The 11,971-nt window shown below is 73.0% G+C and carries 12 protein-coding genes; 3 read left to right on the top strand and 9 right to left on the bottom strand.

Annotation, left to right across the window (positions count from 1 at the left end):
- Window positions 1–165 precede the first annotated feature (165 nt).
- Window positions 166–1,353 carry a M23 family metallopeptidase gene (locus ACGFZQ_RS40065; RefSeq protein ID WP_393844547.1) on the bottom strand — a complete coding sequence of 396 codons (1,188 nt, stop codon included), beginning with the start codon at window positions 1,351–1,353 and terminating at the stop codon, window positions 166–168.
- A gap of 134 nt (window positions 1,354–1,487) precedes the next feature.
- Between ACGFZQ_RS40065 and ACGFZQ_RS40060 the strand changes: the two genes are divergently transcribed.
- Complete coding sequence (locus ACGFZQ_RS40060; RefSeq protein ID WP_382538370.1) at window positions 1,488–1,904, top strand: DUF3151 domain-containing protein; 417 nt, start codon at window positions 1,488–1,490, stop codon at window positions 1,902–1,904.
- A gap of 28 nt (window positions 1,905–1,932) precedes the next feature.
- On the opposite strand, the gene ACGFZQ_RS40055 is transcribed toward ACGFZQ_RS40060, so the two are convergent.
- The 8 genes from ACGFZQ_RS40055 to ACGFZQ_RS40020 all read right to left on the bottom strand — a co-directional run bounded on the left by ACGFZQ_RS40055 (window position 1,933) and on the right by ACGFZQ_RS40020 (window position 9,813).
- On the bottom strand, window positions 1,933–3,372 hold the full coding sequence (locus ACGFZQ_RS40055) for an MFS transporter (protein ID WP_393844546.1): 1,440 nt from the start codon (window positions 3,370–3,372) through the stop codon (window positions 1,933–1,935).
- 67 nt (window positions 3,373–3,439) lie between these two features.
- Window positions 3,440–4,462, bottom strand: a complete 1,023-nt coding sequence (gene fbaA / locus ACGFZQ_RS40050; protein WP_351740563.1) for a class II fructose-bisphosphate aldolase — start codon at window positions 4,460–4,462, stop codon at window positions 3,440–3,442.
- A 169-nt stretch (window positions 4,463–4,631) separates the two neighbouring features.
- Entirely contained in the window at window positions 4,632–5,180 is a 549-nt protein-coding gene (gene pyrE, locus ACGFZQ_RS40045) for an orotate phosphoribosyltransferase (protein WP_351740566.1), read from the bottom strand.
- Window positions 5,181–5,190: 10 nt separating this feature from the next.
- Entirely contained in the window at window positions 5,191–5,979 is a 789-nt protein-coding gene (locus ACGFZQ_RS40040) for an aldose 1-epimerase (RefSeq protein WP_382538380.1), read from the bottom strand.
- Between the two features lie 166 nt (window positions 5,980–6,145).
- A complete protein-coding gene (locus tag ACGFZQ_RS40035) occupies window positions 6,146–6,868 on the bottom strand; it encodes an SRPBCC family protein (RefSeq protein WP_382538383.1) in 723 nt (240 codons plus the stop codon).
- Window positions 6,869–6,962: 94 nt separating this feature from the next.
- On the bottom strand, window positions 6,963–8,597 hold the full coding sequence (locus tag ACGFZQ_RS40030) for a polyamine aminopropyltransferase (RefSeq protein WP_393844545.1): 1,635 nt from the start codon (window positions 8,595–8,597) through the stop codon (window positions 6,963–6,965).
- An 85-nt stretch (window positions 8,598–8,682) separates the two neighbouring features.
- Complete coding sequence (locus ACGFZQ_RS40025) at window positions 8,683–9,213, bottom strand: DUF2617 family protein (RefSeq protein WP_351740575.1); 531 nt, start codon at window positions 9,211–9,213, stop codon at window positions 8,683–8,685.
- 318 nt (window positions 9,214–9,531) lie between these two features.
- Window positions 9,532–9,813 carry a hypothetical protein gene (locus tag ACGFZQ_RS40020; protein ID WP_393844544.1) on the bottom strand — a complete coding sequence of 94 codons (282 nt, stop codon included), beginning with the start codon at window positions 9,811–9,813 and terminating at the stop codon, window positions 9,532–9,534.
- 324 nt (window positions 9,814–10,137) lie between these two features.
- On the opposite strand from ACGFZQ_RS40020, the gene ACGFZQ_RS40015 reads away from it, so the two are divergent.
- Window positions 10,138–10,596, top strand: coding sequence for a hypothetical protein (locus ACGFZQ_RS40015; RefSeq protein ID WP_393844543.1), 459 nt, complete (start codon window positions 10,138–10,140; stop codon window positions 10,594–10,596).
- A gap of 159 nt (window positions 10,597–10,755) precedes the next feature.
- Window positions 10,756–11,943 (top strand): pyridoxal phosphate-dependent aminotransferase, encoded by a 1,188-nt coding sequence (locus tag ACGFZQ_RS40010; RefSeq protein WP_393844542.1) that lies wholly within the window; start codon window positions 10,756–10,758, stop codon window positions 11,941–11,943.
- The last annotated feature ends 28 nt before the right edge of the window (window positions 11,944–11,971 follow it).

Below are 11,971 nucleotides of genomic sequence, written 5' to 3'. Positions count from 1 at the left end.
CGCCCCTGCCGTTGTCGACACGGGGGCCCCGGTCCCCACCCGCATCTTCCGCAACGTACCCCGCACACGGCAAGACCCGCCCGCTGCCAGACGGGCCACACCGGTCACCACCGGCACCGGACCACCCGGTCGGCCGAGCGTTCCGGGCCACCGGAACCGGCTGGGCTACGACCGCGCGCGGATCGTCCGCCCCCGGTACAGCCGGCCGGGTACGCCGGTGAACTCCAGGTCCAGGCCGACCCCGTCGCGCTCGGCGTGGATGTGCAGGTGGGGTTCGGTGGTGTTGCCGCTGTTGCCGACCTCGCCGAGCAGCCGGCCCGCCCGGACCGTGTCGCCCTCGGCCACCGTCACCGAGCCGGGGCGCAGATGGGCGAGCTTGACGATCTCCCGGCCGGTGTCCAGGAAGACGTGGTTGCCGTAGGGCGGCTGGTAGCGGATCTCGCCGGGGTTCTGGTCCCGGACGGTGTCGACGGCGGAGATCACCGTGCCGTCGCAGGGGGAGCGCACCGGGCGCCCGTAGGCGGCGTAGGCGGTCGGTTCGCGGCCCCGCCGGGTACGGGTGCCGTACCGGCCGAGCGCGACCAGGTCGAGGGCGCCGCGCTGCTCGGGCACCCGGCCGTGGTGGTTCAGCAGGCGGCCGCCGCCCTGTACGACGTACCAGGAGCCCTCCAGCGGGAACAGCAGCGGCCGGGACAACGGTGCCCGCCATCGGTGCAGCCGGCCGGCGCCGACCGGCCATCCGACGGCGGCGAGGACCAGGGCTCCGACGGCGAGGCGGAGCACGCCGTGTCCGGTGGGCAGACCGGGCAGCCGCCACGCGGAGACGAGGGCCACGACCGCACCCGCCTCGACCGTGCGCCGCAGCGGGCGCGGGTGCATCACCGGTGCGCCCCAGCCCTCGACGACCACCCAGCAGGCGGCGAGGACCGCCAGGTCACCGGCCCAGGCCAGGCGGTCGGCGGCGGTCCAGAGGGCCACGACGTTCCAGAGAACGACCAGGCCCGCAGGGACCGCCCAGGTCAGGGAGGCCGGCAGGCGCGGGCGGTGGCGAGGCGGCGTGTAGGGGGCGCCTTCGATGCGCAGCGCGGTGAGTTCACCGTCCGGGCCCGCCTGGGCCCAGGCCCGCACCCGGCCCGTGCTGCCGGACACGATCAGCCCGTCCGGGCTGTCCGTGACGGCGTCGAACCCGCCGGTCCGGGCGGCCGTGGCGTGCACGATCCGCTCCAGCGTCGCCATCCCGACCGCCTCCGTCACCCGCGGGGCGAGCCGCGGCCAGTGCTCCGGGTCCGCGGCGAGGAACCGGGCCAGGACACGGGCCTCCGGCGGCTGCCCGCCGGGCATCGGATCACGCACGTGTGCTCCCCCCTGCCGTCACGTACGGGGCGGCGGTCTGGAAGACGGCAGGACGCGGGGGGAGGTTGCCCCCGGCGCACCCGCCCGGCGCCCTCCCCGGGCTCCGCAGCGGGCGGCGGTGGCAGACTGGCGCCATGACGACGCACACGAACCTGCTCGGCGGCCCGGAGCCGACCTATCTGCCCGAGAACGAAGAGGCGTACCGCCTGCTGGGCGAGGAGAAGCTGGCACCGGTCGAGGTGGCCGCGAAGTTCCCGACCTTCTCCCTGGCCTGGGCCCTGCTGGCCGACGACGCGTTCGAGCGCGGCGCGGTCGTCGAGTCGTACGCCTACGCGCGCACCGGCTACCACCGTGGGCTGGACGCCCTGCGCCGCGCCGGGTGGAAGGGACACGGCCCCGTGCCTTGGGACCACCGCGCCAACCGCGGCTTCCTGCGCTGCCTGGCCGCGCTCGGCCGGGCCGCGGGCGAGATCGGCGAGCAGGACGAGTACGAGCGGTGCCGGCAGTTCCTGAAGGACAGCAGCGCGGAGGCGTACGCCGAGCTGACGTGACAGCACGCCGGCGGGCGGAGGGCCCCGGCTACCGGCCCTTCGCCTCCAGCGGTGGCGAGATCACGTTCCCGTGGACGCGGCATTCCGGGCGGGCACAGCCCGGGGCCGGCCGGCGGACCAGCGCGAACGCCAGGGCCGACCCCACCACCAGCACCCCCGCGCAGATCGGCATCGCCCGGTCGAACGCCGCGTCGAAGGCGGTGGGCGACCGGTAGGCCTCCGGGCCCATCCCCGCGAGCAGCGGCAGCGCCGCCACCGCGATCAGGCTCGCCGCGCGGGCCGCCGCGTTGTTGATACCGCTGGCGATACCCGCCTGGGCGGTGTCCACGGAGGCGAGGACCGAGGCGGTGAGCGGGGCCACCAGGGTGACCAGGCCGACGCCCATGACCAGGACCGCCGGGAAGACGTCCGTCAGGTAGTTCGCGTGCTCGCCCACCCGCAGCATCAGCATCAGCCCCGCGGCGCAGAGCAGGGGTCCGACGGTGAGCGGCAGCCGGGGCCCGATCCTGTCGGCCAGGGCGCCCGAGCGGGCCGAGAAGAGCAGCATCAGCACGGTGGAGGGCAGCAGGGCCGTGCCGGCGCCCAGCGCCGAGTAGCCCGCCACCACCTGGAGTTGGAGCGCGGTGAGGAAGAAGTAGCCGCCGAACGCGCCGTACACGCACAGGGTGACCACGTTCAGCGCGGTGAACTGGCGGGAGCGGAAGATGTCCAGCGGGAGCATCGGGTCCGGGCGGCGCTTCTCGACGTACACGAAGGCCACGCCGGTCGCGAGGCCCGCGAGGGCGAGCAGCGACGTGGTCCCGGCGGCGATCAGCGCGTAGGTCACGAATCCGAGGGTCAGGGCGGCCAGTACCGCGCCGAGGACGTCGAAGCGGCCGTGGGCCCGCCCGTCGGTGGACTCCGGGACATGGCGCAGGGCGACCGGGACGCAGAGCAGGGCCAGCGGGACGTTCAGCAGGAACACCCACCGCCAGCCGGGGCCGTCCACCAGCCAGCCGCCCAGGAACGGGCCGATGGCCGCGCCGATGCCGCCGAACCCGGACCACAGGCCGACCGCCTTCGCCCGGTCGTCGGGATGGAAGGACGCCTGGATGAGGGCGAGGGACCCCGGTGTGAGCAGGGCGCCGCCGATGCCCTGGAGGGCGCGGGCGGCGATCAGGACGATGTCGTCGGGGGCCAGGCCGCACAGGAGTGAGGCGACCGCGAACCAGACGACGCCGAGCACGAAGATCTTCCGGCGTCCGTACTGGTCGCCCAGCGAGCCGCCGAGCAGGATCAGCCCGGCCAGCGTCAGCATGTACGCGTTGACCGTCCACTGCAGGGCCGAGAGGCTGGTGCCCAGGTCACGGCCGATGGTGGGCAGGGCGACGTTGACCACGGTCGAGTCCAGCAGCACCATGCTGGAACCGAGGACCGTGGTGAACAGGATCCACTTGCCCTGCGAGGAGGCCAGCCGCACGTCGGACATGGGTCCAGGTATACAGCGGACCCGGCGCCGTAGCACCGGGTCCGTGGAAATGCCTGGCTGTGCGTGACTACTTGATCTTGTTGCCCGCCGAGCGCAGGTTCTGCGTGGCCTCGACGACACGCGCGGCCATGCCCGCCTCGGCGAGCTTGCCCCAGGTGCGCGGGTCGTAGGTCTTCTTGGAGCCGACCTCGCCGTCGACCTTCAGGACGCCGTCGTAGTTCTTGAACATGTGGTCGGCGACCGGACGGGTGAAGGCGTACTGGGTGTCCGTGTCCAGGTTCATCTTCACCACGCCGTTCTCCAGCGCGGTGCGGATCTCCTGCTCGGTGGAGCCGGAGCCGCCGTGGAAGACGAAGTCGAACGGCGACTGCTTGCCGAACTTGGCGGCCACGCCGTCGGCCAGCTCCTTGAGCAGGTCGGGGCGGAGCACGACGTTGCCCGGCTTGTACACGCCGTGCACGTTGCCGAAGGAGGCGGCGAGCAGGTAGCGGCCCTTCTCGCCCAGGCCCAGCGCCTCGGCGGTGCGGATCGCGTCCTCGACGGTGGTGTAGAGGGAGTCGTTGATCTCGTGCGAGACGCCGTCCTCCTCGCCGCCGGTCGGGGTGATCTCGACCTCGAGGATGATGTTGGCGCGGCGGGCCTGCTCGAGGAGCTCCTGCGCGATGGCCAGGTTGTCGGCGAGGGTCTCGGCGGAGCCGTCCCACATGTGCGACTGGAAGAGCGGGTTGCGGCCGTTCTTCACGCGCTCCTCGGAGATCGCGAGCAGCGGACGTACGTACCCGTCGAGCTTGTCCTTCGGGCAGTGGTCCGTGTGCAGGGCGATGTTGACCGGGTACTTCTCGGCGACGATGTGCGCGAACTCGGCGAGCGCGACCGAGCCGGAGACCATGTCCTTCTTGTACTGGCCGCCGAGGAACTCGGCACCACCGGTGGAAATCTGGACGATGCCGTCGCTCTCCGCCTCCGCGAAGCCGCGCAGCGCCGCGTGCAGGGTCTGGGTCGAGGTGACGTTGATGGCCGGGTAGGCGAACTTGCCTGCCTTCGCCCGGTCGAGCATCTCGTTGTAGACCTCGGGGGTTGCGATGGGCATCTGTCCGCTCCTTGAGTGTGCGGGTCGGCTTACTGCTGGTTCTCTACGGCCCTGACCTAGACCTTGAGGTACGACGTCATCGTCGTCCCCATCTTTCCAGACATGAACCGATGCTCCGGGCGTCGGGCGCCGGTCGCGTCCGGGTCAATCCCACTCGTCGACCGGGGTGTCAGTCCAGCCCCAGTTCATCCTTCGAGAAGGCGAACAGGTACGGCACGCCCGCGCCCTCGCGGATCTTCTCGTCGGCGCCGGTGGCCCGGTCGACGATGGTCGCGACGGCGACGACCTCGGCGCCGGCCTCGCGCACGGCCTCCACGGCGGCGAGCGGGGAGCCGCCGGTGGTGGAGGTGTCCTCCACGACGAGGACCCGCCGGCCCTTGATCTCCGGCCCCTCCACCCGGCGCTGCAGCCCGTGCGCCTTCGCCGCCTTGCGGACGACGAAGGCGTCGAGGCGGCGGCCCCGCGCGGCGGCCGCGTGCAGCATCGCGCCGGCGACCGGGTCGGCGCCCATGGTGAGGCCGCCGACGGCGTCGAACTCCAGGCCGTCGGTCAGGTCGAGCAGCACCTGGCCGACCAGCGGGGCGGCCGTGCCGTCGAGGGTGACGCGGCGGAGGTCGACGTAGTAGTCCGCCTCCAGCCCCGACGACAGGGTCACCTTGCCGTGCACCACGGCCTTGTCCTTGATCTGTTGCAGCAGCTCAGCGCGTACGTCCGTCATGCCGACCAGCTTAGAGGCGGCGCCAGGTCCAGGTGGTGGCGGCTTCCAGCGGCTCCAGCGGGGTGACGAGACGGGGGAGCGTGTTGAGGCCGTTCGGCGGGCCGGTCTGCGGCTCCACGCACACGGCCGCCTCCTGCTCGTCGTAGACCACGACCCACTGCTCGCGGCTGGTCACCTTCAGCTCCAGCTGCCCCGGCCAGGTGAGGGTGACGTCGACGCCGTCGGGCATGCCGAAGCAGTCGTCCCAGGGGCCGGGTCGGGGGTCGATGCGGTTGCCGGTGGGCAGGTGGTCCGCGCCGCGCTCCTCCTGCCAGGCGGGGGTGAAGTCGAGCTGGGCGTCCTGGCCGCCGAGGTTGCGGTTGAACCAGGGGTGCCAGCCGATCTGCGCCGGGAAGGAGTTGTCGTACGTCTCCACGGCCATCGTCAGCGTCAACGAGTCCTCGGTGAGCCGCACGGCGTGCGTGACGCGGGCGGGGTGCGGCCAGGGGTCGCCGAGTTCGCACGTGATCACGGCCTCGTCCGCCGAGACCCGCGCGGTGCGCCAGGCGCCGTCGCGGGCGGTGCCGTGGATGGCGTGCGGCGGCGAGTTGAGCGGCATCTGGACGATGTCGGCGCCGTCGCGGAACCGGCCGTCCCGGATGCGGCCGCACCACGGCACCATCGGGAAGCAGCCGAAGCGGTCGCCCTGGCGGAGGAGTTCGAGGGAGCCGACTTCTAGTCCGGCGATGCGGCCGCCGTTGCCGGGGTGCAGGTGGAGGGTGGCGTCGCCTGCGGTCAGCGTGATGTCTTCGTTACTCACGGGATGACAGTACTGGGGGAGGGGCGCCGAGTTTCGGGTGCGGGTGGGTGGGGGGTCGCTCGCGCCCACGCGGCGGAGCCGCACATCAAATACAGCCCCGCGCCCCTAAAGGGCGCTTCCCAGCGCGAGCGCGGGCGAGTGGAGCCCCCTGCTGCTGCGGCCTCGCTCAGCGGCGTCTGCGCAGTGCTCTCGTGACCACGATCGCCGATGCCAGGGCCAGTGCCGCCGCCGGGGCGGCCCAGCGCAGTGCCGAACCCGCCGCCACCGTCTGCGGGGCCGGCACCGGCGCGTAGCGGCCGCGGGGCGGGGCATGGTCGACCTCCTCCGCGCTGCGGCCGATCATCGTGCGGCGGGCGTGGGCCGCCTCGGCGAAGATCTCGGGCAGCGGCTCCTCGACCGGTTCGGGCGCCAGGGACGGCGGCGGGACCTCCGCCTCGAAGAGCGACACCGGCTGGTCCGGGGGCTCGGGCCGCGCCTCCCCCAGGCCCTCCACGAAACGGTTGAGCAGCCTTGTCGCCGCCGACTCCACCGCCTCCGCCGGCAGTTCCGCGACCCGCCCGCCGGCGGACGCCGTGCCGGTCACCGTGACCTGGCAGCCCTCGTCGGTGTCCGCGAGGCGGAGCGTGAGCGCCAGTTTCACCGTGCCGGTGCCGCGGGCCTCGGTGGCGTCACCGTCGAGCGCGTACGAACCGTCGTCACGGGCGCTGACGCGCAGGGAGCCCCGGTAGGTGATCGAGTGGCTGCCGACGCGGACCTTGACGCGGCCGGTGCCGGGGGCGGCGCCCGTGTCCTGCTGGAGGCCGGGGAGCGCCCGGGCGACCCGCGCGGGGTCGGCCAGCGCCTCCCTGAGCCGCGAGGCCGGGGCCGGGACGTACACCTGGTGCTCCATGCCGACTGAGCCTACCCAGGAGTCGAGCCGACGTACCCTCCGCGACGCACGGCACCCTGCCGGGGCGCGGGACTCCCCGTGGACGGGCCCGTGCTCAGTACCGCGGATCCACCAACGTGGAGGCCGGCAGTCGCGTCGGCGGTGTCTCCAGCGCGTCTGCGCGCAGGTCCCGCCCGGTCAGCGTGTGCAGCCGCGGACCGTCGGCCGACAGCCGCAGCCGGGGCCCGCGCGAGGCCTCCGTCGCGAGGATGAAGCCCCAGTCGTGCGGGGCCCTGGACTCGCCCGCCGAGCGGTCGGGGCCGGCGGTGAAGCCGGGGTCGCGGCCGAGGACCCGGTAGGGGGTCGTGGCCAGGCCGGCGGCGCGCATGGTCGCCGCCACCGTCCAGAAGTCACGGGGGCGGGCCCGGACCGGGCCGGCGTGCACGACCAGCCGGCCGCCGGGGGCGAGGGCGCGGCGGGCCAGGCCGTAGAACTCCTCGGAGTACAGCTTGGTGCTGGCCGTGATGCCGGGGTCGGGCAGGTCGGCGATCACGACGTCGTACGCGGCGTGCGGCGCGGTCCGGCGCAGCCAGCAGAAGGCGTCGGCGGTGGCCACGTGGACGTGCGGGTCGTCGTAGACGTGGCCGTTGAGTGCGGAGAGGGCGGGGTCCTGGCGGGCGAGGCGGACCAGGCCCGCGTCGAGTTCGACGACGTCGACGCGGTCGACGCCGGGGTGGCGGAGCACCTCGCGCGCGGCCATGCCGTCACCGCCGCCGAGGATCAGCACGCGCGCGTGCGGGCCGCTCATCGCCGGGTGGACGAGGGCTTCGTGGTACCGGCGTTCGTCACGGCCGCCGACGCGCAGCCGGCCGTCGAGGAAGAGGTCGAGGGGGCGGCCGTGGGTGCCGCCGGTGAGGACGACCTCCTGGACGTCTGTCTGGAGGGCGACCCGGACGTCGTCGCCGTAGACCGCGTGCCGGGCGGCCCGTTCGAAGTCGTCGACGTGGGCGGCGGCGGAGGCGAGGACGCCGAGGACGGTCACGTTGGCGACGAGGAGGGTCCAGCGGGCCCGGCGGGACAGGTCGCGGCGGAACAGGCCGAGGACCAGGGCGCCGCCGACGACGACGTTGACCGTGCCGGTGAGCAGGGTGCCGGTCAACTGGCCCAGGAACGGCAGCAGGAGGAAGGGGAAGGCCAGGCCGCCGACCAGCGCGCCGACGTAGTCCGCCGCGAACAGGTCGGCCACCGCGCCGCCCGCGTCCTGGCGGCGGATGCGCTGGATGAGTTCCATCAGCAGCGGCACCTCGGCTCCGATCAGCAGGCCGATGGCGAGGGAGAAGGCGACCAGGAGGCAGCGCGGGCCGGCCGACCACAGGCCGCCCCAGCCGCCGGTCCAGGCGAAGACGGCGTACAGGGCCATGGCGCTGCAGCCGCCGATCAGCGCCAACGCGGCCTCCACCGCGCCGAATCCGGCCGCCGCGTGCCAGCGCAGCCGCTTCGCGGCCAGCGAGCCGACGCCCATCGCGAAGACCATCACGGACAGCACCACGGAGGCCTGGGTGACCGAGTCGCCGATCAAGTACGAGGCGAGGGCGACGAGTTCGAGTTCGTACACCAACCCGCAGGCCGCGCAGACGAAGACGCACGCGAGGACCAGGAACCGGCCCGTCCCCGGCCGCACGGGCAGCGGCGCGGGGGCACCCCAGGGCGGTGGTGCGCCGGGAGGGGCGGGTGCGTGCGGATCGATCACTCTGCGACGTTACGTCACTCGCTCGGTACGCTTCGTCACCCACACGTGTGGAAAACGGCCGCCCTTGACGCCCTGTTGGTTTATGTCATCCGGGGAGGGGTTGGGGCACCGGAACCCGTACGCCGACCCTCGTCCGGGTCGCCACCAACTGGCCGTCCTGCGGGTAGGCGTGCCAGGTCCGCCAGTGCACCTGGCCCTCGTGGCGCTGGGCGAGCAGTGCGGTGAACGCGTGCGGGCTGCCCGGGAAGACTCCGGCGAGGCCGTGCGGATGCTCGGAGACCAGGGCGAGCAGTTCCTGGGCGCGGCCGGCGAAGGAGCCCGGTGACAGCACCTCGACGCGGGCCGCGAACTCGTACTCCCAGTCGCCGATGCGCTTGGCGACCCCGAGCGGCAGGGGGGTGCTGGACCCCGGGATGCACGCCACCGTCTCCGAACAGCCGCCGCACTCCTCCTCCAGGAGCACCTGGTGGGACGCGCCCAGCAGTCTCAGCTGGAGTTTCGCCCCGGACAGTTCCAGGTCGAGGGTGGCCAGGGCGGGCAGCGGCTCGCGCCCCAGAGCCCAGGCGAGATCGGCCGCGCGCGTATCGGTGTAGGTGGTGTTCAGGGTCGTGAGCATGGATCGGCTCCGCTAACACGCAAATGGGGAGGAGGGTGGTCCGGCGCACCTCGGTGGACACCGGGAGATCGGCCCGGCCGGCCCAGCCGGGGGAGGGGTGTCGTCAGGACGTCCGAGGCGCTGCTTTGGTGATTTAGAGGGAATCATGAACTGTGGCGCTGCCACAGCGTTTTTACCCAACTTCGTGGGGTTTCCATCCCCTAGAGGGCTCCACAGCTCAACTGTTCAACCACGTTGTGCGCCCTGCTCCCTCTGGCGCACGCCGGGGCGCCCGGGGAGAGCTCCCCGCTCTCCGCCCGGACGCCCCGGTTCCCCCGGTCAGCTGCCCCCGCCGCAGCCGCCCCCGCCGCCGCAGGACGAGCCGCCGCCGCAGGAGGAGTGCCCTCCGCCGCACGAGTGACCCCCGTGTCCCCCATGCCCGCCGTGGCCTCCGTTCGAGGACGACGATCCCGAGTCCCCGGCCCACCAGCTGCCCGAGCTGTCGTAGGAGGAGCCGCCCCGGCCGGACGCCCCCCTGCTCATCCCGCCCTTGCGGGCCGCGGTCCTGACGATCGCCAGGCAGACGATCGCGGCCGCCACCACGATGAAGACGATGCCCATGGCGTCACCTTCTTTCCGTTCGCGCGGAGCGACCCCCCGTGGGCGCCCCGGCCGCCGCGTGACCGCGACGTGAGCCGGTGATGCCCGGCCCTGCCGACGGCCAAAGCAGAGTTGAGGAACTTCTGAGGGTCCATCCCGGAAAATCGCTCCTGACCTGCGCAGATGGTGCCGATGGCGCGGCAGGCACGCTCCCGGCTGTCGGACGTCAGGTGGACGTGCACCCGAGTGCCCGACTTGCGGATGCGCGCGGCCGACCGAACGCTTGAGCGGAGGGTGGGGACATGGGGGCGTGAACGTCCGCCTGGGCGTTCGAAAGGAGATCACATGTCTGTTCGAAGCATGACGTCGGCACGGCTCACGGACGGCCGCCCGCAAGTGTTCGCGGGAAGCAACCACGGGCTGTTCACCCGGTGGAAGGTGAGCGAGCTCCCGAACGCCGCCTGGACCGGCTGGCAGCAGTTCGACTTCGACCACGGCCGTGTGGTGTCGCTCGCCGCAGCCCCGCTCACGGACGAACGGCCGCAGATATTCGCCGTGTCCGACGGCGGCGAACTGTGGTCCACCTGGAAGGTGACCACCGACTCGAGCGCCGCCTGGGCCGACTGGACGAAGTTCAACGGCCTGCCGGGATCGGCCCGCAGCGTGGGTGTGGCCACCCTGACGGACGGCCGTCCACAGATCGTGGTCGGCACCGACTCCGGTTCGGTGTCCTCCTGGAAGGTGAGCACCCACCCCGACGCCGCCTGGACCAACTGGTCCCCCTTCGACGGCCCGCCCGCCTGATCCCCGAGGCGCACGGCAGGTGACCAACTGGCTGTGGCCAGACGGCGGATGAGGCGCTCGGCCGGGCCTTCCCGGCCGAGCGTTCCGCGTGGGCGGGCGCATCGCCGCAGGTGTCCGCCCCCGTGGGCAAGTTGAGGAACTCCGGAGTCTGGGCGCAGGATGGCCGGCATGACCTCCAGCGAACGCCCTCTCCTCAACCGCCGGCTCGCAGAGTTCGGGACCACGATCTTCGCCGAGATGTCCGCCCTGGCGCTCAGCACCGGGTCCATCAACCTCGGTCAGGGCTTCCCGGACACCGACGGCCCCGAGGAGGTCAGGGAGGCGGCCGTGCGGGCGCTGCGCGCGGGGCGCGGCAACCAGTACCCGCCGGGGCCGGGCGTCCCCGAGCTGCGCACCGCGATCGCCGCACACCAGGAGCGGTGGTACGGGCTGTCGTACGACCCGGACGCGGAGGTGCTGGTCACGGCGGGCGCCACGGAGGCGATCGCGGCCGCCCTGCTCGCCCTGGTGGAGCCGGGTGACGAGGTCGTCGCCCTGGAGCCGTACTACGACTCCTACGCGGCCTGCATCGCGATGGCCGGCGGCACCCGGGTCCCGGTCACCCTCCGCCCGGACGGCGCCACCTTCCGCCTCGACCTCGACGAACTGCGCGCCGCCGTCACCCCCCGCACCCGCCTCCTCCTGGTCAACACCCCGCACAACCCGACCGGCACGGTCCTCACCCGCGCCGAGCTGACCGCGATCGCCGAGCTCGCGGTCGAGCGGGACCTGCTGGTCGTCACGGACGAGGTCTACGAGCACCTGGTCTTCGACGCGGCCGGGCACCTCCCCCTCGCCACCTTCCCCGGCATGCGCGAACGCACGGTCACCATCGGGTCGGCCGGCAAGACCTTCTCCTTCACCGGCTGGAAGGTCGGCTGGGTGACCTCGACGCCGGAACTGGTCACGGCGGTGCGCTCGGCGAAGCAGTTCCTGACCTACGTCTCCTCGGGCCCCTTCCAGTACGCGGTCGCGGAGGCCCTCGCCCTCCCGGACTCCTACTTCGAGGCCTTCCGCGAGGACATGCGGACCAAGCGCGACATCCTCGCGGCGGGCCTGGCGGAGGCGGGCTTCAAGGTCTACGACACCGCCGGCACGTACTTCATCACCACCGACATCCGGCCCCTTGGTGAGAGCGACGGCTTCGCCTTCTGCCGTGCGCTGCCGAAGCGCTGCGGGGTGGTCGCGATCCCCAACGCGGTCTTCTATGACCACCGCGAGCAGGGCGCGCCCTTTGTCCGCTTCGCGTTCTGCAAGCGCCCGGAGGTGCTCAAGGAGGCGGCGGAGCGGCTGCGACGGCTGGGGTAGCCGGGCCCGATACCACCCCCGGGCTCGC

Origin of the sequence: Streptomyces sp. NPDC048254, assembly GCF_043201895.1 — a bacterium.
Classification (GTDB): domain Bacteria; phylum Actinomycetota; class Actinomycetes; order Streptomycetales; family Streptomycetaceae; genus Streptomyces.
Note: the sequence above shows the minus strand (reverse complement) of the source record. Positions and strands in the feature narration are given on the sequence as shown.

What these genes read in the sequence shown, in the direction of transcription:
- ACGFZQ_RS40060 (WP_382538370.1), top strand. Translation starts at nt 1,488, where the DNA reads ATGACGACGCACACGAACCTGCTCGGCGGCCCGGAGCCGACCTATCTG.
- ACGFZQ_RS40055 (WP_393844546.1), bottom strand. Translation starts at nt 3,372, where the DNA reads ATGTCCGACGTGCGGCTGGCCTCCTCGCAGGGCAAGTGGATCCTGTTC.
- fbaA (WP_351740563.1), bottom strand. Translation starts at nt 4,462, where the DNA reads ATGCCCATCGCAACCCCCGAGGTCTACAACGAGATGCTCGACCGGGCG.
- pyrE (WP_351740566.1), bottom strand. Translation starts at nt 5,180, where the DNA reads ATGACGGACGTACGCGCTGAGCTGCTGCAACAGATCAAGGACAAGGCC.
- ACGFZQ_RS40035 (WP_382538383.1), bottom strand. Translation starts at nt 6,868, where the DNA reads ATGGAGCACCAGGTGTACGTCCCGGCCCCGGCCTCGCGGCTCAGGGAG.
- ACGFZQ_RS40025 (WP_351740575.1), bottom strand. Translation starts at nt 9,213, where the DNA reads ATGCTCACGACCCTGAACACCACCTACACCGATACGCGCGCGGCCGAT.
- ACGFZQ_RS40020 (WP_393844544.1), bottom strand. Translation starts at nt 9,813, where the DNA reads ATGGGCATCGTCTTCATCGTGGTGGCGGCCGCGATCGTCTGCCTGGCG.
- ACGFZQ_RS40015 (WP_393844543.1), top strand. Translation starts at nt 10,138, where the DNA reads ATGTCTGTTCGAAGCATGACGTCGGCACGGCTCACGGACGGCCGCCCG.
- ACGFZQ_RS40010 (WP_393844542.1), top strand. Translation starts at nt 10,756, where the DNA reads ATGGCCGGCATGACCTCCAGCGAACGCCCTCTCCTCAACCGCCGGCTC.